This is a genomic window from Streptomyces sp. NBC_00775, assembly GCF_036347135.1.
Lineage (GTDB): Bacteria > Actinomycetota > Actinomycetes > Streptomycetales > Streptomycetaceae > Streptomyces > Streptomyces lutosisoli.
On record NZ_CP108938.1, the window covers coordinates 10449807 to 10473764 of the forward strand.

General features: G+C 68.0%; 24 protein-coding genes and 2 pseudogenes. 14 read left to right on the forward strand and 12 right to left on the reverse strand.

What is annotated here, in order from left to right:
- Positions 1-31 precede the first annotated feature (31 nt).
- Entirely contained in the window at positions 32-427 is a 396-nt protein-coding gene (gene tnpA, locus OIC96_RS46645; RefSeq protein ID WP_330309948.1) for an IS200/IS605 family transposase, read from the forward strand.
- A gap of 122 nt (positions 428-549) precedes the next feature.
- On the opposite strand, the gene OIC96_RS46650 is transcribed toward tnpA, so the two are convergent.
- The 3 genes from OIC96_RS46650 to OIC96_RS46660 all read right to left on the reverse strand — a co-directional run bounded on the left by OIC96_RS46650 (position 550) and on the right by OIC96_RS46660 (position 3732).
- Positions 550-1500: a discoidin domain-containing protein gene (locus OIC96_RS46650; RefSeq protein WP_330301995.1), complete on the reverse strand. Its 951-nt coding sequence runs from the start codon at positions 1498-1500 to the stop codon at positions 550-552.
- A gap of 143 nt (positions 1501-1643) precedes the next feature.
- Entirely contained in the window at positions 1644-2273 is a 630-nt protein-coding gene (locus OIC96_RS46655; RefSeq protein WP_330301994.1) for a hypothetical protein, read from the reverse strand.
- An 814-nt stretch (positions 2274-3087) separates the two neighbouring features.
- Positions 3088-3732: a GAP family protein gene (locus OIC96_RS46660; RefSeq protein ID WP_330301993.1), complete on the reverse strand. Its 645-nt coding sequence runs from the start codon at positions 3730-3732 to the stop codon at positions 3088-3090.
- Positions 3733-4084: 352 nt separating this feature from the next.
- On the opposite strand from OIC96_RS46660, the gene OIC96_RS46665 reads away from it, so the two are divergent.
- The gene (locus OIC96_RS46665; RefSeq protein ID WP_330301992.1) at positions 4085-4729 is read left to right on the forward strand and encodes a DUF2975 domain-containing protein; all 645 of its coding nucleotides are present in this window, start codon (positions 4085-4087) and stop codon (positions 4727-4729) included.
- A complete protein-coding gene (locus tag OIC96_RS46670) occupies positions 4729-4956 on the forward strand; it encodes a helix-turn-helix domain-containing protein (protein ID WP_330301991.1) in 228 nt (75 codons plus the stop codon). The genes OIC96_RS46665 and OIC96_RS46670 overlap by 1 nt, the downstream gene beginning before the upstream one ends.
- A gap of 20 nt (positions 4957-4976) precedes the next feature.
- On the opposite strand, the gene OIC96_RS46675 is transcribed toward OIC96_RS46670, so the two are convergent.
- Both OIC96_RS46675 and OIC96_RS46680 read right to left on the reverse strand, forming a co-directional pair.
- Entirely contained in the window at positions 4977-5234 is a 258-nt protein-coding gene (locus OIC96_RS46675) for an ATP-binding protein (protein WP_330301990.1), read from the reverse strand.
- An 805-nt stretch (positions 5235-6039) separates the two neighbouring features.
- The gene (locus OIC96_RS46680) at positions 6040-6618 is read right to left on the reverse strand and encodes a TetR/AcrR family transcriptional regulator (RefSeq protein WP_330301989.1); all 579 of its coding nucleotides are present in this window, start codon (positions 6616-6618) and stop codon (positions 6040-6042) included.
- A gap of 91 nt (positions 6619-6709) precedes the next feature.
- Here OIC96_RS46680 and OIC96_RS46685 point away from each other — a divergent pair, with 91 nt between their 5' ends.
- Together OIC96_RS46685 and OIC96_RS46690 are read left to right on the forward strand one after the other, a co-directional pair.
- Entirely contained in the window at positions 6710-7156 is a 447-nt protein-coding gene (locus OIC96_RS46685; RefSeq protein WP_330301988.1) for a DUF1772 domain-containing protein, read from the forward strand.
- Between the two features lie 484 nt (positions 7157-7640).
- Positions 7641-8474, forward strand: a complete 834-nt coding sequence (locus tag OIC96_RS46690; protein ID WP_330301987.1) for a PIG-L family deacetylase — start codon at positions 7641-7643, stop codon at positions 8472-8474.
- 467 nt (positions 8475-8941) lie between these two features.
- Here OIC96_RS46690 and OIC96_RS46695 read toward each other — a convergent pair whose 3' ends face one another.
- Both OIC96_RS46695 and OIC96_RS46700 read right to left on the reverse strand, forming a co-directional pair.
- Positions 8942-11236: a serine/threonine protein kinase gene (locus tag OIC96_RS46695; protein WP_330301986.1), complete on the reverse strand. Its 2295-nt coding sequence runs from the start codon at positions 11234-11236 to the stop codon at positions 8942-8944.
- Positions 11237-11513: 277 nt separating this feature from the next.
- A pseudogene (locus OIC96_RS46700) lies at positions 11514-11958 on the reverse strand (sigma-70 family RNA polymerase sigma factor); the annotation flags it as partial.
- Between the two features lie 152 nt (positions 11959-12110).
- On the opposite strand from OIC96_RS46700, the gene OIC96_RS46705 reads away from it, so the two are divergent.
- On the forward strand, positions 12111-12251 hold the full coding sequence (locus OIC96_RS46705) for an NAD(P)(+) transhydrogenase (Re/Si-specific) subunit beta (RefSeq protein ID WP_330301985.1): 141 nt from the start codon (positions 12111-12113) through the stop codon (positions 12249-12251).
- Positions 12252-12337: 86 nt separating this feature from the next.
- Here OIC96_RS46705 and OIC96_RS46710 read toward each other — a convergent pair whose 3' ends face one another.
- Complete coding sequence (locus tag OIC96_RS46710) at positions 12338-13144, reverse strand: SCO2400 family protein (RefSeq protein WP_330301984.1); 807 nt, start codon at positions 13142-13144, stop codon at positions 12338-12340.
- Between the two features lie 573 nt (positions 13145-13717).
- Positions 13718-13984, reverse strand: a pseudogene (locus OIC96_RS46715) (transposase family protein); the annotation flags it as partial.
- On the opposite strand from OIC96_RS46715, the gene OIC96_RS50020 reads away from it, so the two are divergent.
- On the forward strand, positions 13967-14182 hold the full coding sequence (locus tag OIC96_RS50020; protein WP_443058493.1) for a transposase: 216 nt from the start codon (positions 13967-13969) through the stop codon (positions 14180-14182). The pseudogene OIC96_RS46715 and the gene OIC96_RS50020 overlap by 18 nt on opposite strands.
- A 115-nt stretch (positions 14183-14297) precedes the next feature.
- Positions 14298-14681, forward strand: a complete 384-nt coding sequence (locus OIC96_RS46720; RefSeq protein ID WP_330309947.1) for a transposase — start codon at positions 14298-14300, stop codon at positions 14679-14681.
- A gap of 3 nt (positions 14682-14684) precedes the next feature.
- Here OIC96_RS46720 and OIC96_RS46725 read toward each other — a convergent pair whose 3' ends face one another.
- Positions 14685-15020, reverse strand: coding sequence for a cupin domain-containing protein (locus tag OIC96_RS46725; protein ID WP_330301983.1), 336 nt, complete (start codon positions 15018-15020; stop codon positions 14685-14687).
- 183 nt (positions 15021-15203) lie between these two features.
- Between OIC96_RS46725 and OIC96_RS46730 the strand changes: the two genes are divergently transcribed.
- Positions 15204-16366, forward strand: a protein-coding gene (locus OIC96_RS46730) for an IS3 family transposase (RefSeq protein ID WP_406501232.1) whose coding sequence is annotated in 2 segments (ribosomal slippage) — positions 15204-15470 and positions 15473-16366 — 1161 coding nt in all. Because the reading frame shifts where the segments join, the coding sequence is not laid out codon by codon here.
- A gap of 399 nt (positions 16367-16765) precedes the next feature.
- Here the strand turns inward: OIC96_RS46730 and OIC96_RS46735 are convergent.
- Both OIC96_RS46735 and OIC96_RS46740 read right to left on the reverse strand, forming a co-directional pair.
- Positions 16766-17173, reverse strand: coding sequence for an NUDIX hydrolase (locus tag OIC96_RS46735; protein WP_330301981.1), 408 nt, complete (start codon positions 17171-17173; stop codon positions 16766-16768).
- A gap of 244 nt (positions 17174-17417) precedes the next feature.
- Positions 17418-17882 (reverse strand): hypothetical protein, encoded by a 465-nt coding sequence (locus OIC96_RS46740; RefSeq protein WP_330301980.1) that lies wholly within the window; start codon positions 17880-17882, stop codon positions 17418-17420.
- Positions 17883-18240: 358 nt separating this feature from the next.
- On the opposite strand from OIC96_RS46740, the gene OIC96_RS46745 reads away from it, so the two are divergent.
- The 5 genes from OIC96_RS46745 to OIC96_RS46765 all read left to right on the forward strand — a co-directional run bounded on the left by OIC96_RS46745 (position 18241) and on the right by OIC96_RS46765 (position 23954).
- Positions 18241-19605, forward strand: a complete 1365-nt coding sequence (locus tag OIC96_RS46745) for a lipocalin-like domain-containing protein (protein ID WP_330301979.1) — start codon at positions 18241-18243, stop codon at positions 19603-19605.
- 663 nt (positions 19606-20268) lie between these two features.
- Positions 20269-20583, forward strand: coding sequence for a DUF6400 family protein (locus tag OIC96_RS46750; RefSeq protein ID WP_330301978.1), 315 nt, complete (start codon positions 20269-20271; stop codon positions 20581-20583).
- Positions 20570-20827, forward strand: a complete 258-nt coding sequence (locus OIC96_RS46755; RefSeq protein ID WP_330301977.1) for a hypothetical protein — start codon at positions 20570-20572, stop codon at positions 20825-20827. Before OIC96_RS46750 ends, OIC96_RS46755 begins: the two co-directional genes overlap by 14 nt.
- Before the next feature lie 94 nt (positions 20828-20921).
- Positions 20922-22727, forward strand: coding sequence for an enoyl-CoA hydratase-related protein (locus OIC96_RS46760; protein WP_406501230.1), 1806 nt, complete (start codon positions 20922-20924; stop codon positions 22725-22727).
- Between the two features lie 138 nt (positions 22728-22865).
- Positions 22866-23954, forward strand: a complete 1089-nt coding sequence (locus OIC96_RS46765; protein ID WP_330301976.1) for a hydrogenase expression protein HypE — start codon at positions 22866-22868, stop codon at positions 23952-23954.
- The last annotated feature ends 4 nt before the right edge of the window (positions 23955-23958 follow it).

Below are 23958 nucleotides of genomic sequence, written 5' to 3' on the forward strand. Positions count from 1 at the left end.
ACCAAACCAGACTAGACCTGCCCAAAGATCCATACCGGAGGTTGAGAAACGGGCACTGACGCATGCGCACTTGATCTTCGTGACCAAGCTCCGGCACAAGGTGCTCACCCATGCTCATCTGACCCGCATGGAGGAGATCATGCGGTCGGTGTGCGCGGACTTCGAGTGCGAGCTGGTGGAGTTCGACGGCGAGGACCACTACGTCCACCTCCTGGTGAACTTCCCGCCCAAGGTCGCCGTCACCAAACTCGTCAACTCCCTCAAGGGCGTCTCCTCCCGCCGACTGCGCCAGGAGTTCCCCGACCTGGCAGGCCACTACTGGCGGGCCAACAAGCTCTGGTCCGGTTCCTACTTCGCCGGCACCGTCGGCGGCGTCCCGCTCTCGGTGGTCAAGCAGTACATCGAACAGCAGAACCGGCCGGTGTGAGCATCGCCCGGCTCCGCCGGACCAGCCATCGCGGCGCTCCGCGCCACGGTGGTGAATACGCGGAGTCCGGCTCCGCCGGACCGGAATCCGCGACGCTCCGCGTCGCCACCATCAGGTTCGCTTCACCCCCGGCCTGAAGGCCGGAGCACTGCGAATGAATCCCGGTAGCGGGCGGTTCCGGTGAGGTTGTCGATCAGCTCGACGCCGCCGCTGCCTGCCGTGGTGGAGTGCAGTGTCGCCCAGGTGGTGCCGTCCGTCGAGGTCTGGATCTCGTATGCGCCGGCGTAGGCGGTCTCCCACATCAGGCGCACGCCGGTGATCTCGTACGTGGCGCCCAGGTCGACGCTGATCCACTGCGGGTCGGCGTACGCGCTGCCCCAGCGGGTGGTCGCGTCACCGTCCACGGCCAGGGCGGGCTCGCGGCCCGATGCCTTGACGCTGGAGGCGGTGGCGGCCCTGCCCAGGGCGAGGTCGGTGTGCGGGGTGGCTGTCTCGGCGAGGAAGGAGCGGGTGGCGTCGAGCCAGCCCGCGGTCGGCGCCTCGGTCTGGCAGGCGTCGTCGCAGGTCTCGCTGATCGCCCAGCCGCCCCAGACGACCGCGCCCGGCAGGCTGAGTTCGCGCAGAGTGGCGAGCTGCACGGACCACTGCGGTGCGGGGATGAACGTGTAGTCCAGGCTCGTGGGGGTCGAACCGCCGTGGTACTGCGGCCAGATGTAGGGGAGGAGCGGCACGTCCGGGTCGACTGCCTCGGCCTTGGCGATGTCCGCGGTGAGCGTGGTGTTCCAGTCCGTCTCGCTGACCGAGGACGTGTAGAGGGAGGGGAAGAAGGCGGCGTTCGGGTCGGCGGCGATCAGGTCCCGGTAGTAGGGGTAGTTGGCGCTGCTGGTGTTGTTGAGCAGGCCGTACCAGCCGATGACCTGGTCGGGGGCGACCTCGCGGGCCCAGGTCTGGAGCTGGAGCATGCGCGCGTAGTGGTCGGCCACGGTGCTGGTGGAGTTGAAGTACAGGGTCTCGCAGTCCAGGACGAGGGGGCCGAGGTGTTGCGGTTGTACTGCTCGACGATCGCCTTCCACGCCCCGAGAAGACAGCAAGGCCTTCGGAGAGGCTCTCGGAGCGTTCATCCAGGCGTGCCGCGACGATCTCTGGTACCTGCCGACGCTGTGGCAGATCTACCGGCCCACCTGGTGGTCGGCTCGTCGCTGGCGAAAGCGGCGCACTACTTGATCGTTCCGGTCCAGTGCGGGTCTTCGGCCAGGAGATCGGCCTGTTCGTCCATGCGGGTCATGGTGATGACGATCTTCGTGCCGTTCGTCTTGTCCAGGGCGCCCTCGCTGGTGAAGGTGCCGGTCTGTCCCGGGGCGATGCGGCCCGTCATCGACCGGGAGCCCTTGTCTATGGACAGCAGGGTGACATCGCCGCCGTTCGTGGCTCCCTGCTCTGTCTCGGACCACTGATCCATGTCGAGCGGCTTCTTCGTGCCGTTGAGGATGGTCCAGGTGACGCGGTAGCCGGTCTGGTTGGCATCGGGCCGGTCGTCCCACTCGCCGAACGCGGTGAGGCGCCGGATGCTGGCGATGGTGACCTTCGCGCCGTCGTTGTAGGCGAAGGTGTCGCCGACCGCGAGTTCGGTGTTCGCCTGCTTGTCGGTCGGTGTCGCGCTGGAGCACTGATCGATCCAGTCGGACTGCGAGAGCGTCGAGTCGGGGCCGCAGTCGGGCGACTTGGACGAGCTGGGGGCGTCGGCTGTGGCACGTTCGGCCTTGCCTTGCTGGTGGTCTGTCCCGGCACAGGCGGTGAGTGTCGTCGCGAGGATGGCGACGGTGATGAGTGCGGATCTGGCGTGCATGGTCCCCCCCAAGGACGGTTTTGAGCCTCGCCATTCTGGCGCCTGTGTGACTTGGAGTGGATGGGCCGTGCACGCTTCGTGTCGCAGATGTGACAAGAGCGGGCCCCGTCGCGGTGAGCGACGGGGTCGCACGCTACAGAGGGAACGGTCCCGCTGGGGCGCACCTCGTGGTGCCGGGCGCAGGCCACCAGGACGGCGCGTCGGTAGTCCCTGAGCGCCTTACAGAATTCTGGTTGAGGGCCCATGAGACCGAGCACGCACCAAAGAGCTGTTTTTGCTGCGAGCACGTCGTCATCGCCGAGAACGTCCAGGGTTTTCAGCTCGTTGGCCAGAGGGTCGCTCTGCACCGTTGCTCCCGGTTGTTGTTGGGCGGGCCAGGGTTCAACCCCTCCCGGACGCACGGGTTCGCGCGGCCCACCTTGACGCGGGCGGTGTACTGCCGCCCGGTACGCCCTGGGCGGCCACCAGCAGCGTGCGCTGCGGCCCGCATGAGCCCCCCGCATGGTGCGATGATCTGGAACCGCGGGAGACCGCCGCGCGAGCGATAGCTTGTAGAACACCGGGCAGAAGACGGCCTCGTCGTACAGGCTGGCACCGTCCACCAGACGCAGGTGCTGCTCGTGACCGACGCCGAAGCCGCCGACTGGCTCGCCGCTACTGGGTCATGGACAAGATCAACCTGCGGCGCGCAGCCGCTGCCGTCACCCTCATGGTCAAGACGGTCAGCCGACCGAAGCCCTCCCAGAAGATACTCCGGGAGGTCAGCCCACCACCGGGGACGCGTGTGGGGGTGCCGCCGCCGGGGCCGTCCCTGTCAGGCGACCAGCTCGGCGATGCTCCGGGCCGTCAGCCATAGGCCGAGGAGCAGGGCGAGCGTGACGATCAGTTGCTCCTGGTGCTGCGCGAGCCAGCTCCGCAGGGCGTTCAACCGGGCGTTCGCGACCGCGGGCACCCAGACCACGTACATCTCCATGACGATGAGGCTGAGTGTGGCCAGCAGACAGTAGCCGGTCAGCGCGAGCCAGTCGGCGGGGGTGGAGAGGTTCGCGTCGACGGCGGTCGCGGCGCCAGCCCCGACCAGTGCCCAGGGCTGCAGCAGCCATGCCAGGCTGGCTGCCGAGGCCGGGGAGGCGTTGTCGATCCGGGCGGTCCAGCGTGGCGGGCCGTGTGGGCTGTGCGGGCGGCGGTGCCGGTGTGCGCTGTACAACACCAGTGCCAGGCCGATGGCGAGTTTCGCACCGATCGCGGCGGTCGAGGGCACGCTGTGACGGGCCGGGGGCTGACCGCCGGTCAGCAGCATCACACAGGCGATCACCGCAATCAGGTCGGCCAGCCACGACAACAGGAACGCCAGGCCCTGGCGAACGCCGTGCCGCGAGGAGAGCAGCAGGATGAAGGCGCTGTTGTGCAAAGGCCCCAGGGTGACGGCCGTACCGATCACAACCAGGTCGAGGACCATCGGATCAGCCGCTCCTGGGTGTCAGGGCCGTCCGCCACCTGTGGACGGGCGGACCGGTCGGCAGAGTGAGGCGGTGTTGCTACGGTGCCGCATCCCGACTTTGCAGGCGGCGTTCCGGCTGGTCAAGCAGGCCACGCCCGCATGGCGGCACTAGCTGCCGGCGGGCTCCCGGGCGAGCATGGCCTGGGAGCCCGCCGGGGGCAACGTCGCGTTGTTGACCAATCCCGTGACTCCTACGTGATCCCTCTGCGTCAAGAACGGAAATGATCATGTTTGGCCGCGAGGGTTGCCGAGCCCCCACTGGTCTATGTATCGTTTTTCGATAACATCGATAATCGATACGGGGGCTGTCATGGCGAGGGTACGTAATCCGCTGGAGCCGATGTCGACGGCGGTCATGACCGCCGTGACGCTGATCGCGGTACTGATGGGCGCGGCCCTGCTCGGCGCGCTGTTCGCGGACGGAGTGCACATCTTCGGCATCGGCGACAAGTCAGTTTGCGTCGCGGATACGACCACGACGGCCAGCGTCGGCGAGGAGCCGACCCCGGGCTTCAAACCTGCACCGGGAGCCACGGTCAATTTGAACGCCCACCCGAACTACTGCACGGAAGCCCCCAGTACGGTCCAGAGCCTGCTCAACACCGCAACCCAGCTGACCCCCTTCGTCTTCACCGTCGGAGCACTCCTGCTCGTCCTCCAGCTGATCCGAAGTGCGGAGCGCGACGGCCTCTACACCGCACGGACCGCGGAGCGGCTGCGCAAGCTGGGCTGGTGGCTGCTGGTCGGCAGCGTGCTCGCCGCGATTGCCGTGTCCACGGCCGAAAAGGCTCTCATCGATTCCCTGAGCCGCGACAGCGGCATCAGTGCTGTCTCCGGACTGTGGTCGTGGGACGTTCCCTTCATGGCGATCCTCACCGGCCTCGGCGTCCTGTCCTTCGCTCGGATCATGCGCGTCGGCATCACCATGCGCGAAGACCTCGACGGAACAGTCTGATGTCCGAGGAGAAGCAGGAGCACGCGATCGAGGTTCATCTCGACCAGCTGCTCGAGGAACGCGGGATGACCTTGGCGGAGCTCGCCGACCGGGTTGGAGTCACCCACGTGAATTTGTCGATCCTCAAAAACGGCCGGGCGAGGGCCGTGCGGTTCACCACCCTGACTCGTCTCTGCGAGGTACTGGAGTGCCAGCCAGGCGATCTTCTCAGTCACCGCCCGCACTGAGCGCCGGGCCCGCGAGGGCTCTAGGCCCAGGTCCGGCGGGTGAAAAGTGCCCCCCCCCACTGCGTCAGTTGATGTTGGTCATTCCCGGTGTTGGCGGCGGGAACCCGTCCGAGGTCGCGGCCGCGCTCGCGGTAGCTGTAGCCCTTGAACGAGATCACCTTCGCGTGGTGGACGAGGCGGTCGATCATCGCGGCGGCGACGGTGTCGTCGCCGAAGACCTCGCCCCAGCGTCCGAAGGTCGGTCTTGAGGCCCTGCCGGTACGCCACCGCCCCGCCACCCGTGCAGCTCTGACCGAGGCAGGCTTCACGGGCGCTGATCTGTGGCGGTACATGCGCGCCCCGCTCCCCACACCAGACCTCCCCCGGCTGGACCGCTACACGACGGAGCGCACCTCGCCGGATTCCCGGCGCCTCGTCGTCACCGAGCACGGCAAGACCGTGGCGGAGGCGGTCATCGGAACGCCCGTGCAGGGGAAGGGAGTTCTGTGGTGGATCGGGGTTGAACCATCGGCGCCTACCTCGGCATGGCGGCAAGTTTGGCGGTGATGGATTGACCCTGGGGGTCCACAAAACGGCCGGCGGGAGGCCGGACGTGCCAGCGCGAGGGACGATGCCCGCGGACCCTATGACCACCCGCTCCGGCGGGCCACGCTCGGCTGTAGACCGGAGGCTCACGACATCCCGCTCGGCGTCCTACCGGAAGTCATCGACGCCCAGCGTCGACTCGACCAGCTCGCCCGCCGTCACCGGCAGACCAGACGAGCCCTCGACATGGCGCGGAGAATCGTCGAAGACTGGTCCGCCTCTCGAGATCGCGACCTCCGCGAAAGCAGGCCAACGACTCGCTATCTGACAGATGCGCTTCGACAGGACAGCTGCTCAGCGCGCTCACTCGTCAGGTCGGCCCAACCGTAAAGGTGGGTGTCATCATCCGGCCGCAGCTTCCGAGGCGGGCGCCCCGTCAGGGGCGCGGGGTCCCTGTGATCTGCGGCTCCGCCGCGTGGGCGCGAGTGACCAGATGCGATGCCGTAGGCCGGCAGCCGGGCCGGAAGACCCCGGCTGCCCGTCAGTTCGGACGGTGTGTCAGACCACGGCGAGCCGGTCCACCAGCAGCTCCACCCTCCGCTCGGCGTCCGCCGGCGGCAGCCGTCCCGCCCGGGTCAGGGTGGCCAGCCCATGCAGGGCCGCCCAGAACACCTCGGTGAACAGTCCCGGGTGGACGCCGTCCCCAGCGACCTCGCCGAGGCTTTCCAGCAGGGCGGCGAAGGCGTCCTTGAGAGGTTCCGGGGTGTCCTCCTGTGCGTACGCGAGACCGCCGTCGAGCTGGAAGATGGCGTCGTAGACCGCCGGGTTGCGTGCGGCGAAGTCGAGGTAGGCGCGCGCGAGGGCGGTGACCCGCTCGCGCGGGCCGTCCGCGGCGGCGGTCGCGGCCCGCACCGCGGCGGCCATCTCTGTGGCGCCCTGGAGGGCGACGGCGCCGATGATCTCCCGCTTGCCGCGGAAGTGGCTGTAGAGGACGGGCTGGCTGTACTCGATGCGCTCGGCGAGCCGGCGGGTGGTGACCGCGTCCCAGCCCTGCTGCTCGGCGAGTTCGCGGGCCGTCGTCACGATGAGGCGCTCGCGGCTCGCCCGTTCGCGCTCCTTGCGTTCCTGTACCGACATGGTTCGATCCTAGCACCGCTAGACAATCGATCGGCAGTAGCGCTAGCGTTGCCTCATCGTCTAGCAACACTAGATCTCAGGAGGGGTCATCATGCTCAACGCACTCGGGGTCTTCACCACCGTCGTCGTCGGCGTGATGGTGGGGGTGGAGTTCTCCGTCGCCTTCGTCATGAACCCGATCTTCAACGCACTCCCGGAGGACAGTGGCCAGCTCGGCCGCGCCCACGGGGGCCGGATGCTCGGCGCCGTGATGCCGTTCTGGTACATCGGCTCGCTCGTCCTCGCCGCGGTCTGGGCCGTCGCCGGATGGCACCACGACGGCGCCGGCCTCGTCGTCATCGCGGCCGCGCTGCTGATCCTCAGCGTGATCATGTCGCTCCTGCTGCTCGTCCCGATCAACAACCGGGGCAAGACGTGGACCCCCGAGAACCGGCCCGAGGACTGGAAGGAGCAGATGAACCGCTGGGACCGCTTCCACTACGTCCGCGTCGCCGTCATCATCGCCGCCTTCGCCCTGCTGGCCGCCGCCCTCGCCTGAGCCCGCGGGCCGAGACCGCGCAGATGGCGGCACTCCTCTACTCCGCGGGTGGTAGCCGATGATTCGCACGGATCTGCACCGCCCTCGGAACCCAGGACCCCCTCTACCGGAGGTTCTGCCTCTATCGAGAGCGCGACTTCCGCGAAAGCCAGGTCGTTCGAGAACCCCCGTCCTCCACCTTCTCAAACGACCTGGCATCCCAGCAGGCCAACGGCTCGCTATCTGACAGATGCGCTGCGACAGGACAACAGGTCGCGCCTGTACCTCGTTCGCGTTGAAACCCCGACGCCTGGAAGTCCAAGCGGCCGCGCCGGGAACAGCAGGTCCGGTCGGCACGGTTGCATCGGTCGAGGGACCGGCGCCGCACGGGCGGGGAGCACGGAGACCACAAGGTCGTCCGCCCCACCAGGATCCGGTCCCCGGGATCGCGGTACGCCCGCCGCGCTACTTGGACCAAAACGTATTTCTGCAGGAGGACTGTTTCATGACTGACCGGCCCTTGACGCTCATGGCAGTGCACGCCCACCCCGACGACGAGGCCACCGGAACCGGAGGGGTCCTGGCGCGGTACGCGGCGGAAGGTATCCGCACGGTTCTCGTGACGTGTACGGACGGCGGTTGCGGTGACGGACCGGGGGGTGTCAAGCCGGGCGACCCCGGGCACGATCCGGCGGCCGTCGCCCTGATGCGCCGTCAAGAACTCGAGGCGAGCTGTGAGGTCCTGAAGGTCAGCGATCTGGAGATGCTGGACTATGCCGACTCCGGGATGACGGGCTGGCCGAGCAACGACGCCCCCGGATCCTTCTGGCAGACCCCCGTGCAGGAAGGCGCCGCCCGACTCGCGGAACTCATGCGGCACTACCGACCCGATGTGGTCGTCACCTACGACGAGAACGGCTTCTACGGCCACCCCGACCACATCCAGGCCCACCGCATCACGATGGCGGCGCTGGAGATGACCGCGCTGACACCAAAGGTGTACTGGACGACGATGCCCCGTTCGATGATGCAGCGGTTCGGGGAGATCATGCGCGAGTTCCATGAGGACATGCCGGAGCCGGATCCTGCCGAGGCCGCCGCGCTGGCCGAGATCGGCCTCCCCGACGATGAGATCACCACGTGGGTGGACGCCACCGCGTTCAGCGGTCAGAAGTTCGACGCGTTGGCCGCGCACGCCAGTCAGGGCGAGAACATCTTCTTCCTCAAGATGGGCAAGGAGAGGTTCGGCGAGTTGATGGGCATGGAGACCTTCGTACGTGTCCAGGACGCCACCGGCGCGGCCGTACCCGAGAACGATCTCTTCGCCGGACTGCGCTGATCCGCCCGACCGACCGGGGCCTGGGAAAGCTCACCAGCCGCACAGCGCGATCGTGCGGGTCACACACCCAGAGGCTTGTCCACGCGCTCTGCTCCGGCAGCCCGCGTCCAGGCCCTCGCCGGCGGCGTCGACGCGTGCCCGCACTGCCGACCTGCACCGCGCTCGTCCCCAGACCACCTGGCAACCGCACAGGTGGGAGACCTGCGGGCTGCTGACTCGGAAGGGTGCGCGAAAGCCCAGGTCACAAGCCCGGTGGCCTGCTCCGATCAAGACAGACCCTCGAAAGCCGCTCGCCAGCGGCTTTCGTCGGTGCACCTGTGTGTGGGCGGCACCCCGCAGGGAGTGCCGCCCACACACAGAATTCGGGGGACGCACGTGTCGAGCGCGTCCTACGCGGCGAGCAGTTGGTTGAGGAAAGCGGCGTTGGCGGCCACGTCGTGTGCCGCCGAGGCCGTGTGGCGGAACGCCTATCGGCTCCTGGGGAAGTCGCAGTCCCTTCGGGCCCGGGTATAGCTGGCGTCGCCCTCCACGTACGTGACGCTGTATACGCTGATCAGGCTGAGGCAGGCGGATGCGGTCATGGACTTCGTGGTCCCCGGATCCAGCGCGTTCTCGTCCGCGGCCGTGTCCTGTGTGCCTGCGGAGTTCACGGTCATGTCGAGGCAGCTCTGTGACGGGTCGTCTCCCTGTGGACTCCCGCCGGCAGCAGCGGTATCGAGGTAGTCGACGGCGTCTGCGCAGTCCAGCGGAATGTCGACCTTCGTGAGCTTGGCTGACTTCACGATGGCGTCAATCTCCGCTGTGCGCTTGGGTTTCAGGGTTCCGTAGTCGTACAGCACGTAGTGGGAAGACGGCAGGAACCATACGCGGTGGACTGCAGTTCGTGTGTGGTTGTGGTCCGGCAGGACGTCGGTGTCGACGGTCCACGTTTGTGCTTGTTCGTCTGCCACAGTGACCTGCTTCATCGCGCTGGCGCGTGTCACGGTCTGCTCACGAACGTCTTCGGCGAATTCGTAGGTGCCGCCTGCGGATGGGTTTGGGCCGCCTGTGGTGAAGCGGGTGCTGAACATGCCGAAGTCGTCGTTCTCGGTGCCTCCGGAGCCTCCCTTGATGCTGGTCATTCCAGGCGCCCACTCGACGGCCAGGCCTCCGGTGTCGCTGCCGTCGTTGGGGACCAGGTCCATCGCGTATCGGCTGTCCATGCCGTCGTCGAAGTTCAGGCTGTCCTGGGGCACCAGGCTCGTGTCCCAAGAAACTGGGAGGGTGAGTCGCAGGCCGCCGAACAGGGTGACAGGGGCCGCTGTGGGAGTCGCAGAGGCAGCCGTCGAGGTGTCGGTGGGGGAAGGGCTGCTGGCGGTATGGGTAACGGGGGCGTCGCTTGCCGCTGCGCGATGTGTGCTCGCTTCGGCCCGAGGCTGCGCGGTCGAGTGCGTCGGCCGCCCGAGGGTGTAGGCCATGCCGCCGGTGAGGGCGACGGCAGCGACGGTGCCGGCAGCAGCTAGAGCTCTTCGTCGTCCAGGGGCTCGGGTCCTCCGGCCCGGGGTCTCCTGTGCCGTCTGGTGCGCGACCTGCCTGGCGAGGGTGTCGTAAACAGCCGCCGTGGCCGCCTCCACGGCTCGGGTTGCCGGTTCACAGTCGGCGGCACCGGCCTGGTCGTACTCCGTGCGGATGGCAGTCAGCGCGGTGTCCGCGGCAGCCAGAGCCTGACGCGCGGCGGACATGTCCGCGCGCGTCAGCTTGGTGCGTTCCAGTGTCTCTCGCAGACGGGACAGGGTGCCCGTCGCGTCGTCGAGGAAGGCCCGTGCTTCGGATCCGGTGCGCCAGCCTCCGCCGCTGGGGAAAGGGAAGGACTTGGTGAGGTCGAGCCCGTGGTCGTCGATTGTCCAGGGCAGGTTGTGCGCCGATGCCGGGTCCTCGGCCGTGGAGGCCTGACGCGTGTAGGCGACGGTGGGAAGGACCACGGTGCCGGAGGCGCCCAGCAAGCCTGCGGTCTGCTCGGCTAGTTGCGCGGCGGTGGGCCGATCGTCGGGGCCCTTGCGGAGAGCCTGGGAAACCAGCGGACGGAGCCGGTCCGGAACAGCTCCCAGGTTCGGTTCCGCGTGAATAATTCGGTGCTCGATGGCGGTGGGCAACCCGAAGGGATGGCTTCCGGCCGCCGCGTAGGCAACCAGGAGCCCCCAGGCAAAGATGTCGCACGCCGGAGTCGTCTCACCGCGGGACAGCTGCTCGGGCGCCATCCAGCCGGGGCTTCCCGACCGTGGCATGGATGTGCGGGTGAAGGCTGTGACGTCGACGTGGCCGGCGATGCCGAAGTCGAGGACGTATGGCCCGTCCTTGGCGAGTATGACGTTGGCGTGCTTGAGGTCCCGGTGGGTGACGCCGGCCGCGTGTATGTGGGCAAGTGCGAGGGCCGCAGCGGCGGCGAAGGTGAGGAGGTTCTCCCCCCGGAGCGGTCCGTGGGATTGGACGTGCTGCTGCAGCGTTTCGCCCGGCACGTAGGGCATCGCCAGCCAGGGGACGTCTGCTGCGGTGTCCGCGTCCGTCAGCGGGACCAGATACGGCCCTGAGATCTTCCGCAGGACCTCGACTTCACGCGCGAAGCGTTGCCGGTAGTGATGGTCGCTGGCGTACTCCGAGCTGAGGACCTTGATGGCGGACGGCTGCCCGGTCTCGGGGTGGTACGCGAAGTAGACCGTTCCCATACCGCCGGCGCCGATGCGGTGCAGCGGTCTGTACGGACCTATGCGAGGGGGCAGCGTCACGAAGAACTCCCTGTTGTCTACCTACTGCTCGAGGGGATCCGCCAGCAGCAGGCGGAGAGCACCGGAATGTTATAGCCGGGCGCTGCGACATTTCGGGGTGACTCCGGGCTTTCGCGCACGGAGAGTGCCAGGCGGGTGCGGTGGTTCGCACAACAGCCGAACGCCGCCGGGGTTCCTCAGGGTTCGCCCCGCTACGGTTCTCTTTGCGAGAGGCACGGAACGTGTTGGCGACGGGTGAGAAGTAGATCTTCCCCTCGTTGTGGATGCTGTTGGTGATCTTCTGGCGCAGCGGGCCAATGCTGCCGACCGAGATGCCCAGGGCAGCGGAAATCTCCTGATAGCTGGGGGCGGAGAGGTCATCAGCATGCGCGGCAACTACCTACAGCGCTCGCCGAGATCCTCGAACTCCTGCCACATCCGCCGGATGCGCTCGGTCTCGGCCGCCGCCTCCTCGGAGTCGAGGAGCGACTACTCGAACGTACGGTCCTCGCTGACGCGGCCGGGCAGGTGCGGATCGTCCGTCGAGGCCAGCCGGCCCAAGTTCCCGAGTAGCTTCAGGCACTCGTGCCGCGTGGTGCTGGCCAACCACGACCCTGCTTTCTCCGGTTTGCGGATCCGCCCAGGTGCTGGGCGAAGCGGAACCACACCGTCTGGTACACCTCGTGCCCGTCGGCGTCAGACAACCGGTGCGCGTGGACGACGGAGCAGACCAGCGGGCTCAGCCCTTTCCCGGATTCACGGCCGCGCGCTCGCGGTGCGCCTCGCCGACACGGGGGTGAACCGTCCGCCACCGGGCATGAACTCGGCGAGTCAGCCGGGCTGCTGACCGACCACGTCGTCGACGTCGGCTACGCCGTGCACCCGGCCGACGGGGATGGATGATGTCAACGCCGAGTTCCCGCAGGCGGACGTGGCTCTGGTGATCGGCGCCAACGGAGTGACCAACCCGATCGCGGGTCGCCCCGGGAAGGCAATCTTCAGCATGCCGAACGTCGAGGTCGACAAGGCCAACTGAGTGTCGTCGTGGGCGAGTTCCTCGGACGACGTCCGGCTATGAGGTGGGCCCCGTGGACGATACGGGGTCCACCGAGGTGCGCGGGATCAGCTGATGCAGACCAGCCCGAGCAGGCAGAGCCCTGACGGCGAGGAGGAGTCGGACGGTGAGGTGGTCGCCGGCGAGGTGTCCGTGCTTGAGGTGTTGGTGCTGTCGGTGGCCGAGGGCGTGGGCGAGGCCGTCGTCTCCGTAACGGTGTTCGTGGCATCGGACACCGTGGAGGCGGCCTGCGACTCGGCAGAGGACGCCGCTGTCGTCAGGGGAGTCGTGCCGCTGGCCTGCTGGATCGCCTGGGTCGTCGGCGTGGCCTGGGGCGCTGCGGCGGACTGCTCGCGCGGTGCGTTCGTCGTGGAGGAGCGGGTGGCGGACGACGTGCGCTGGGACCGGCGCGTCTCGGTCGGCGTCGACGAGGCCGGAGTGGACTCCGTGGCCTGCTCCTCCGCGATCCCCATGGCCTCCCTGTCAGGCGCGGATGCAGCCTGCGTCCGATCCGTGGACTGCCGGTCCATCGACGCGACGGTCAGGCCGCCGCCGACCAGGGCGACCGCGGTGGCCACCAGGGCCCTGCGCTGGGTCTTCCTCCAGCGCTCCCGCTGGCGACGCCGTGCCGCCCGGCCCATCGGCGTGGGGGAGGGGGAGTCCGGGCCGTCGTACGGGTGCTCCTGCGGTGCCTCGCTGAATTCCTCGGCGCCGGGCTCCGCGTCGTGCCACAGGTGTGACGGGGCCTGCCACGCTGCTGCGCCCGGTGCGGGCGTTCCGTCGGCGAGGGGAGCGATGCCTGGGGCGTAGGAGCCGCACCCAGGGCACGCCAGGGCGCCGTTGAGGTGCCGACGGCACGTGGAGCAGTAGTCCATCTGCGATCTTCCTGTGTTCGCTTTCGCACGGGGGAGCGAGCCGCGAGTAAAGGTAGCGAGGCATTCGAAAGGGTGTGTGCAGCCTGTGTGACACTCCTGCGCAGATGTGTCCGGGGCCGTGACCGCTGGACGACGCATCCGCGCGCCATATCCGTTGGTTGCACGACTTTGGCCCGCTTCTCGGTTCGGACCGGTGTTGTTCAGCAGATGTGCGGCCACGGTGGGCGGCGGTACCGAGGAACTGTGCCGTCAGCGGGGTTCGGGAAAGCCGGGCAGGCGCGGTGGGACGGGGGCCGGCTTGGCGTCGGTTGCGGCGGAGAGGCGGAGAAGCCGGAAGTGTTCTCCGTCGGCGGGCCGAACGATGAGCCGCTTGCCTCTGCCTGTCCGGCGTCGAGTGCTTCGAGGATCTGGTCGCTGTTCTCGGCGACGACGCAGGGGTGGAAGAGCACCACTGGGCCAAGGTCGAGTCGGCGCTCGTCGACGGCGAGGGCGAACTCCTGGCACACGCCGTGGACGGGGACGTGGCCCGCCGGCCAGGAGGGCTCGCAGGGCGGGGGAGTCCTGGCCGGCCGTTCAGTGTGCGGCTGATCCGACGGCCTGGACCGCGTGATGGAGGCCGTCGCCGCGCTGGCGGCAGTCACGGAGGATCTTGTAGTTCTTCATCCGGCTGATGACGTGCTCCACGCGGGTGCGGACCTTGCGGTGGGCGGCGTTGTCGTCCTCCTCACCCGGGAGTAGAGGCCGCCCCGGGCGTTTTCAGTGCGGTACCGCCAGGGCGCAGTTGAGACGGGCGCCGTCGCCGAGCACCGTCACGCCCTGGCAGTGCCGGGCAAGCCCGGACTGCAGGGCATCCTCTACGTCCTGCACCAGGACATCTCCTGGCAACTCCTGCCCCTGGAGCTGGGGTTCGGCTCTGGACAAACGTGCTGGCGGCGCCTGGATCGCTGGCAGAAGGCCGGGTCTTCGAGCAACTGCACTGCCTGCTGCTCGCCGAGATGCATGCGGTCGGCGAACTCGACTGGAGTCGCGCGTGCGTAGATGGCTCCCACGTCCGCGCGAAAAAAGGGGGGGTGCCGCGACCGGTCCGTCGCCGGTCGACCGGCGGAAGACGGGCAGCAAGCACCATCTGATCTGAGACGGCAAGGGCACCCCGCTGCACGTCATCACGACTGCCGCCAACGTCAACGACGTCACCCAGACCCTCCACCTGGTAGACGGCATCCCGCCCGTCGCCGGGCGGCCCGGCCGGCCAAGGTGTCGGCCCGAGTCCGTCCTGGGTGACAAGGCGTACGACTCGAAGGCCGTGCGGAGTGATCTGCGGCGCCGCCGGATCATGCCGGTGATCTCCCGCAAGGGCGCTCCGAACATCAAGGGCCTGGGCAAGCTCCGCTGCGTCGTCGAGCAGACCTTCGCCCTGCTCCATCAGTTCAAACGCCTCGCCGTGCGTTGGGAACGACGCGTCGAACTCCACGATGCCTTCTTGTCGTTGGCCTGCGGCCTGATCTGCTGGCGGCGTCTGAGGAGAGCCACCTCCTGATCGTCAAGACTTGGGCGAGCGCGAACCGTACGCAGGTCCGAACACCACGAGCAGCACCAGGTCTTCGGCCACTTCTGTGAATCGGTGCTCTTCACCGGCCGGCACGAAGATCACCGTCCCGGGACTCACCTCGTCCGTCCGGCCTGGTGTTTCGATCTTGGCGCGTCCGGCTGTGACGACATAGATCTCATCCTCGGTGTGCGGGCTCTGGGCATCTCGCCCGCCGACCGGGATGCAGTACGTCCCCACCGACAGATCCGACGTCCGTAGCTGTTCGATCCAGTCATTGCCCGCTTCGCCGGGGTGCGTCCACACGCCTGCGCCCTTGATGATCTCCATGACGGGACCCTAATGCTGGGCCCGGGGAGCGCAACACCCTTGATCCTGTGACGAGTTCTTCGGATACGCGCGCGGTATTGATGAGCTGCCAGAACGTTTCGGTGTTCACGCGGGGGGTCTGCTGCGCGATCGGGTGACATCTGAACTGGCTTGCCCTGTAGGGCGGGTGGGAAGGATGTCGCTGTGCCCAAGCCTTATCCCGAAGAGTTCCGGGAGGACGTCGTGCGGGTCGCGAGGAACCGCGGACCGGGCGTGACACTCGAGCAGGTGGCCGCCGACTTCGGCGTCCACGCGGTGACGCTGTCGAAGTGGATGCGCCGCGCGGACATCGACGACGGGCTGCAACCCGGAACGACCACGCAGGAGAACGCGGAACTACGGGCCGCGCGTCAGCGGATCAAGCTGCTGGAGCAGGAGAACGAGGTCCTGCGCCGGGCCGCGGCTTACCTGTCGCAGGCGAATCTGACGGGAAAAGGATCTACCCGCTCGTGAAGGAGCTGGCCGCGCACGGGGTTCCCGTCACGGTCACGTGCCGGGTCCTCAGGCTCGCCAGACAGCCCTACTACCGCTGGCTCGACCGGCCGGTGACCGATGCCGTGCTGGAGGAGGCCTACCGGGCGAACGCGCTGTTCGACGCCCATGGTGACGATCCGGAGTTCGGCTACCGCTTCCTGGCTGATGAAGCCCGCGGCGCGGGGGAGGTCATGGCCGACCGGACCGCGTGGCGGATCTGCCGGGACAACCGCTGGTGGAGCGTGTTCGGGAAGAGGCGCGGCAGGATCAAAAAGGCCGGTCCGCCGGTGCACGACGACCTGGTCCGCCGCGACTTCACCGCGGATGGCCCCAACCGGCTGTGGCTCGCCGACATCACCGAACGCGCCACCGGCGAAGGAAAGTTGTATCTCTGTGCGATCAAGGACGTCTTCAGCAAGAGGATCGTCGGCTACTCCATCGACGCGCGGATGAAGTCCCGCCTCGCCGTGACCGCCCTGAACAACGTTGTTGCCCGGCGTGAGCATGTTGCCGGGTGCATTCTGCACACTGATCGTGGGTCGCAGTTCCGGTCACGGAAATTCGTCCGGGCGCTCGGCGGCCACCAGATGGCCGGTTCGATAGGAAGGGCCGGGGCGGCAGGCGACAACGCGGCCATGGAGTCCTTCTTCAGCCTGCTGCAGAAGAACGTCCTCGACCGCCGCTCGTGGGCCACGCGTCAGGAACTGCGGATCCCGGTCGTGACCTGGATCGAGAGGACCTACCACCGACGCCGCAGACAAGCCTCGCTCGGCCGACTGACCCCCGTCGAATTCGAAACCGTCATGACCACACCGGCCCTCCAAACCGCGTGATCGAACCTGTCACCCAAACCTGCAGCAGACCCTAGCGTGCCGAACACAGCTACAAGGCTTGCGTAGACAGCCTGCATGCGCAGAGCAAAGCATCTCGCCCAGAGGCGCGCACTACCGCCTACGGCGGCTGCCCCGTAACTCTTTCGCGATCACCGAATTCGGCTCACCCACGGCAAACCGCTCGGACGCCAGCATCCGGATCTCTTCGCGGAACTGCGTACGCTCTTCACTCACGCCCACGCCCTGCGCGTACCTCATGACACCGGCGTACCGCGACGATCAAGCCTTGTCAGCAGCTACGACTACCCGAGTTCAAGCTCAGTGGCCATCGACGGTTGTTGGCGGTCGGCTGCGGTCGTTGTGGTTGCTGTACTTCGCTGCTGTGCAGCTGTCACGGGATCAGGAAAGCCGCCCGGCCTCGTGAAGCGCGTCGAAAGCCAGCTCGTCGACGGCCGAGACTCGGTCCCGGTCGGCATAGCGGAACCACGCCTTCTCGGCGATCTCCCTCGACGGGGTCAGGTCACCACGATGATCGGCGGTGTAACAGATCATCCGGAATGGGTCGTGATCCGGATGGCCCTCACCGATCTCGAAAGTGCCGAAGTGCACCATGGAACCGGGGTCGATCGTCGCCTGCAGTTCCTCGGCGATCTCCCGCACCAGAGTCTCGCCGTCGGTCTCGCCCGGCTCACGATGACCGCCCGGGAAGTAGAAGCGATCTCTGCCGTGACTACGCGTCACCAACACTCGGGCGTCCCGAACCAGGATCCACGCCACCTTCTCCGGTACACCATTGCCATTCGCCATGGCTCGGGACCGTATCGGAGGTCATCGTCTGCGTCAGCACCGTCCAGCCTCAGCCACGCTGCTGGCGACGTCCGTATGAGGGAGCTGTGCCGGCGGAAGCGTAGTGGCGATCCTTGGGGACCGGGCTCGGCTGCTTTCCCCGTGGTTCCCCGCTGCTCCCCGAAGGATCTGGTGCGCTTGTGGTGCGGTCCGTCTGCGTGAGGCATCGGCAGACGGCCGTACCAACGAAGGCTCCGAAGCTGATTCAGAGATGTTGCTTGGCTGACCTGATGAGTCGTCTGATTTCGATACCGGTCCGTGCTCTGCCGTCTTCGAGTTGGGCTCTGCTCTCCGCCCTGGCAAGAGCGTTGACCTCATCGAGTACGGAATCCGCGGCATGGCTCAGCGTCTCGTCATCCGTGAGCATCTGGACCTTGAACAGTGCCTCTTGCGCGCTGGAGCGCAGGGCAAATCCGCGGTTCCGCACAGCCTCAGGGTCCTCAGACGGCGGTTGTTCGTGCTCGCAGAACCAGAGGTGTATCAAGCAGCGGCGAAGGTTGATCACCGCGCTGCCGTAGGCGGAGTATGCGTCGAGTCGTTCTTGCCGGAGCCTCTCACCACGGGTGAACTGGTGGTTTCTGTCGGTGGCGCGTTGCTGAAACGCCAGGGTGATTCCCGCGCCGAGCAGGGTTCCCAGGACAGCTACGGCACTGGCGACGATGGTTGCCATGGCCCAAGCGGAGCACGTTTCGTCGGCCCCCGGAAGGCGTGTAAGCCCAACTCGGCCACCCCCAACACGCTTTCCAAGTCTGTTGGTGGTCGCCCGGGCTGTGTGCGGGGCCGTTCACCTGCGTTCACGCCTGTGCGGGCGTTCATCCGTGCTGGCCTTCCAGTCCCTGATGAACGCCGATGACCGTCGTTGAATGAGACGGAAACTGAGACGGGCTGGCTGTCTGCCCGGGGCTGCCGATGGGGGCGCCTGTTCGAGATGCCGTGAATGCACCGCCGTCATACAGTGACGGCATACATCACACACGGTAACACCTGGTTGCCTTCGGTGACTGGCGTGGTGGCCGGAGGGACAGCGCATGAACGCGAGCGGGGAGACACCGTCGGCCCACAGCGCCGCGGAAGGCGAGCCCGCTATGGGCGATGCCACCGGTGCGGCCCCCAGCCGGCGCCGCGTCCTGTTCTCGGGACTGGCGGTGGCGGCCGCTGCGCCATTGGCAGGGTGCAGCTCCGTCATGGCGGAGGGCGAGGCCAGCAGCCAGTCCACCGGGGCGTCGTCGAATGCGTCCAGCGACCGGATCGCCACCAAATCGGCCCAGGCCCTCTACACCCTCCCGCAGGACCACAAGTGGCACGGTGGCCCGTTCTACGACACCGGCGCCCTGGAGGAGTGGCACTACTGGACCGGGTACGTCACCGACAAGGACACCGGCGAGGAGTTCGGGCTCTTCTACAACGTCTTCCACGAGGGTGTCTCGCCCGGCAAATACCAGTACCGCCCGTACTTCTCGCTGGGCAACCTCAAGACGCACGATTTCGTGTGGACGGCCGACACCCTGACCGCGCCGCTGACGGCCATCGCTCCGCCGCAGTCCACCTCGCGCGACGACTTCCAGTACAGCGTCTCGCAGAGCGGTACGACCTTCACGACCGTCTACCGCGCCTCCCCCGACACCTGGAACCTGCACTTCAAGAGTCAGGCCAAGAACGTCAAACAGGCCATCACCATGGACCTGGAGACCAAGACGCAGAGCCCCTACGGCTACACACCCATGACGCCCTTCGGCGTGGAGAACGAGAACACGCCCTGGCAGGGCAAGGCCGACCCGCAGACGATGCGATCGCTGTCCTACTACTACGGCGCTCCCAAGCAGAACGTCACCGGAACCGTCACTATCGGCAACCAGACACGGCACCTCACCGGATCGCTGTGGATGGAGCACCAGTGGGGCAACTTCGGGATCTCGAAGCAGCCGTGGGGCACGGCCTACGTGTGGTCGGCGATCCAGTTCAACGACGGCTCGATCTTCACGTTCCGCCAGTGGTACGACCAGCAGAACAAGCCGTTGTTGAACATCGGCCGCTACATGCACGGAACCCCGAACGCCAACCCCGAGTACGGGTTCGGAGAGGCGGTCCAATGGGTCCCGCTGCAGACGTGGAAGTCGCCGGTCTCCGGACGTAACTACCCCGTGTACGCGCGTCTGTCCACGCCCTACGGGACGTGGTATTACACCCCGATTTTCGAGTCCTACGAGATGCCGCTCGGCTACAAGCCCTACGGCACCAGCGGCATCACCCTCTACGAGGGAGCCTCCTGGATCCGCAAGGACTCCCTCACCGGCCCGATCATCGGCAAGGCGTTCCTCGAACTGCCCACCAACCTCACCAAGAACTTCCCTGAGATGTCATCCCAGCAGCCAAAACCGAGCGGCAGCTCCTAGAGGTCACCAAGGGACGAGGTCGGCGGAACGGCTTTGGGCTGGAGTCTCAAATCACCGAGTCAAGCGGCTGAGGTGCCGTCGCCGTCCATGGGTGCGGCGGCGCCCGGATCTCGGGGGTCGTCGGTGCCTCAGTCGACGAAGGTCAGCCACGACGGCGGGCGCACCGACCGATCAGACGCGCGTGTGTCTTGCTGACCTCCGCAGGGGCCTCTCCGGCCCCGGAGCGGAGACGGAACGGTCCGCGCGATCCCGTGCGGCGGATGCCGCCACTGACACCCGCCCCGGCGGCCCCGGCCCTGGTCCGCCGCCACTGCCAGGCCCGGCGGTCCAGCCGGACCAGAGGACGGTGCGCCCCTCGCCCCGACAGGTCGTGCACTTCTTCACCGAGTCGGGCCACATCTTGTCGGGCCACGCCTTAGGGACGCCATCAGGTGCGGGTGCCGTCCGACGAGGCGCCGACCGCTGCCGTGCGTCGGCTGGGGGAGTCGCGCCGAGGTCCGCGGCGGGCCTCCTCCCGGGGCGTACCCGTGCGGTGCGAGGAATTCGCCCAGCTCCACCCGGTCGATGTGGGGTCCGCCTCCGGGCCCCGGGGGTCGCGGGCCTGTTGTGACTTCTCCCACCTGCTCTTGCCGGGGCGAGGAACGCTTACCTACGTTCGGTCGCATGTTCCCCCATGGCCGTGCCCTCCCTGGCGAACCGGACGAACCCGCTGCGGCGAGCAGGCCTGCGGCGGACCGACCTGGCGCCCTCCCCTTGGTCGACCTGGACGTCGACCTGAGTTCACACGAACTGCTTCGGCGCGCTCATGTCCTGGCCGCTCTCGGCCCCGACTGGGACCCCGTCGCCGCGCTGCGCGGCGAGGAAGCGGCGTATGAGCTGCTGTATTCCGGCCTCAGCGCGGAGCAGCAGCGCGTGTACGACGAGCTGGTCTCGGCCGGTGTGCTTCCGCGGGGAGGGGGCGGCCATGCTGCCGCTTGACCCGCAGGCCGACATCGGGCGTCGCGCCTGGGTGGCCTGCCCGAACTGCGACGACCGTCGCGGGTGCGCCAGCTGCGAGCAAGGGCGCACCTGCTCCGAGCACTGGCGCTACCTGCTCTCCAACGTCGGCAGCCTGCTCCACCTGCAGTGCCGGTCGTGCACCCACATCTGGACACACGAGACCCATTTCGGTGCTACCCGCTCCCCGTGGGAGCGCATCACCAGCGGCCTGCGACGACGGTGATCATTTACCACGGCTGACTCGCTGAGCCGGGTCGTCGGTGCCGCCGCGGGCGATGGCCGGTGAGGCCGGACGGCGGATCGGCAGCTGCTTTCGGATGACCTCGCCGTCTGTCGTCGGGGACGGCGGGCCGCCGTGGCCGAGGATCGCGGTCGGCGGCCAACCCTGCCTGCCGTTCGTCCGCCCGGAGGCAGCCGTGGACATCCTGCTCCTAGCCAGCGCGTTCAACAGCCTCACCCAGCGCGCCCACGCCGAGCTGCGCGACCGCGGCCACAGTGTGGCAGTGGAACTCGCCCTGCCGGGCAGCTCGTTGCCGGACGCCGTGCGGCGGCATGCACCACAGCTCATCGTGGCGCCGATGCTGAAGACGGTGATTCCCGAGGAGGTGTGGACGGCGCACACGTGTCTCGTCGTCCATCCGGGGCCCGTGGGCGACCGCGGACCGTCCTCCCTGGACTGGGCGATTCACGAGGGCGTCGATCAGTGGGGCGTCACCGTCCTGCAGGCCGACGGGGAGATGGACGCCGGTGACGTGTGGGCCTCCGTACCCTGTCGGATTCCTCAGGTGCCCAAGAGCGAGCTGTACCGGGGCGAGATCGCCGACGCCGCGCTCGCGGCCGTCCTGCTCGCGGTGGAGCGCTTCGCCGGGGGAACCCACGTACCGCGCAAGCAGGACACGGCACGCACGGCCGACGCTCGCCTGCGCCCCCGTCCGTACCTCGACCAGAGCGTCCGGCGGATCGACTGGGCCGAGGACTCCACACAGGACGTCCTGCGCAAGCTGAGGGCGGCGGACTCGCAGCCCGGCGTGCTGGACGTGCTGCTCGGCGGTGAGTGGTATCTGCACGGCGGTCATCCCGAGAGCGTGTTGCGGGGTCGGCCGGGCGAACTGCTGGCCACCCGGGCCGGGGCGGTCTGCCGGGCCACCAAGGACGGCTCCGTGTGGATCCCCGAACTGCGGCCCCGGCGCGGGCCCGGGCAGCCGCCCACGTTCAAACTGCCTGCCGTGCGGGCCCTGGGCGACCGGCTGCCGCCGCTGCCCGAGCACGCCCCGCCCCTGTTGCCCGAGGTGCGGCACCGTACCTGGACGGACATCCGCTACCGGGAGGACGGGAACGTGGGTTTCCTCTCGTTCTCCTTCCCCGGCGGCGCCATGAGCACGGAGCAGTGCCGACGTCTGCTGGACGCCTACCGGGAAGCGTGCGCGCGGCCCACGTCGGTGCTGGTGCTGGGCGGCGAACGGGACTTCTTCTCCAACGGGATCCACCTCAACGTCATCGAGGCCGCCGCCGACCCCGCTGCCGAGGCCTGGGCGAACATCAACGCCATCGACGATCTGGTCGAGGCGGTCCTGACGACGACGGACCGGCTGGTGGTCTCGGCGGTCGCGGGCAACGCCGCGGCGGGCGGGGTGATGCTCGCCCTGGCGGCCGACGAGGTGTGGTGCCGCTCGGGCGCCGTGCTGAACCCTCACTACCGTCTGATGGGCCTGTACGGCTCGGAGTACTGGACGCACACTCTGCCGCGCAGGGTGGGTCCCGCGACGGCCGAACGGCTCATGCGTGAGGCTCTGCCGGTGAGCTCGGCGAGCGCACTGCGCCTCGGGCTCGTCGACCGGGTGGTCGACTGCGGTCCTGATGAGTTCGCGCGGGAGGCCGGCGGCCTGGCGGCGCGGCTGGCGCAACTTCCGGCGACGGCGTCGCGGATCACCGCCAAGAAGACGGAGCTGGACCGGCTGGAGAGCGTGACCCCGCTGGCCGGCTTCCGCGAGCAGGAGCTGGCCCGGATGCGCCGGACCTTCGACGACCCGGACGCCCCGTTTCACGCTCTGCGTCGTTCCTTCGTCCACAAGGAGCGGCCATCGTGCACCCCGCCGCACCTCGGTCCGCCCGCGGTTGCGTAAACCGGTCCGATCCCCTCCGTCGCCGATGTCACCGGAACGGCCCTCGATGGCGTTTCGTCACGGCCCAACGGCTGATACGAAGAAGAGTGAAGGTCGAAATGCAGGCCTTCGCCCCTTACCTCCCCAGGAGGCGGTCCCATGAGTGAGGCGACGCCGGGCACGGTCGGCGCTGCGGACGCAGACGGCGCGCCCGCCGACGAGACACCCACGATCCACATTCTCTGGATCAACGCGGGGCTGAGCTGCGACGGCGACTCGGTCGCGTTGACGGCGGCGATGCAGCCCAGCATCGAGGAGATCGTGCTCGGTGTGCTGCCGGGTCTTCCGAAGATCGCCGTCCACTGGCCGCTCATCGACTTCGAGTGCGGTCCGGTCGGCGGCTCGGACACGTTCATCGAGTGGTTCTTCAAGGGGGAGCGGGGCGAGATCGACCCGTTCGTCCTGGTCGTCGAGGGCTCCGTCCCCAACGAGGCGATCAAGCCCGAGGGCTATTGGTGCGGCTTCGGCGACAACCCGGAGACCGGCCAGCCGATCACCACCAGCGAGTGGATCGACCGGCTCGCCCCGAAGGCACTGGCGGTCGTCGCCATCGGCACCTGCGCCACCTACGGCGGCATCCACGCCATGGCGGGCAACCCGACCGGCGCGATGGGCGTGCCGGACTACCTCGGCTGGGACTGGAAGTCCCACGCCGGCATCCCCATCGTGTGCGTCCCCGGCTGTCCGATCCAGCCCGACAACTTCTCCGAGACGCTCACCTATCTGCTCTATCAGGCGGCCGGCGCCGCCCCGATGATCCCGCTGGACGACAAGCTGCGCCCGACCTGGCTGTTCGGGGCCACCGTGCACGAGGGCTGCGACCGCGCGGGCTACTACGAGCAGGGTGAGTTCGCCCTGTCGTACGACTCGCCGAAGTGCCTGGTCAAGCTCGGCTGCTGGGGCCCGGTCGTCAAGTGCAACGTGCCCAAGCGCGGCTGGATGAACGGGATCGGCGGCTGCCCCAACGTCGGCGGCATCTGCATCGCCTGCACCATGCCCGGGTTCCCCGACAAGTTCATGCCGTTCATGGACGAGCCGCCCGGCGCCAAGGTGTCGAGCGGCGCCAGCGAAGCGTACGGCGCCGTGGTCCGCAGGCTGAGGTCGATCACGGCCAAGACGGTGGACAAGGAGCCCAAGTGGCGCCGTACCGGAGAGAAGATCACCACCGGATACCGACCCCCGTGGTGAGCAT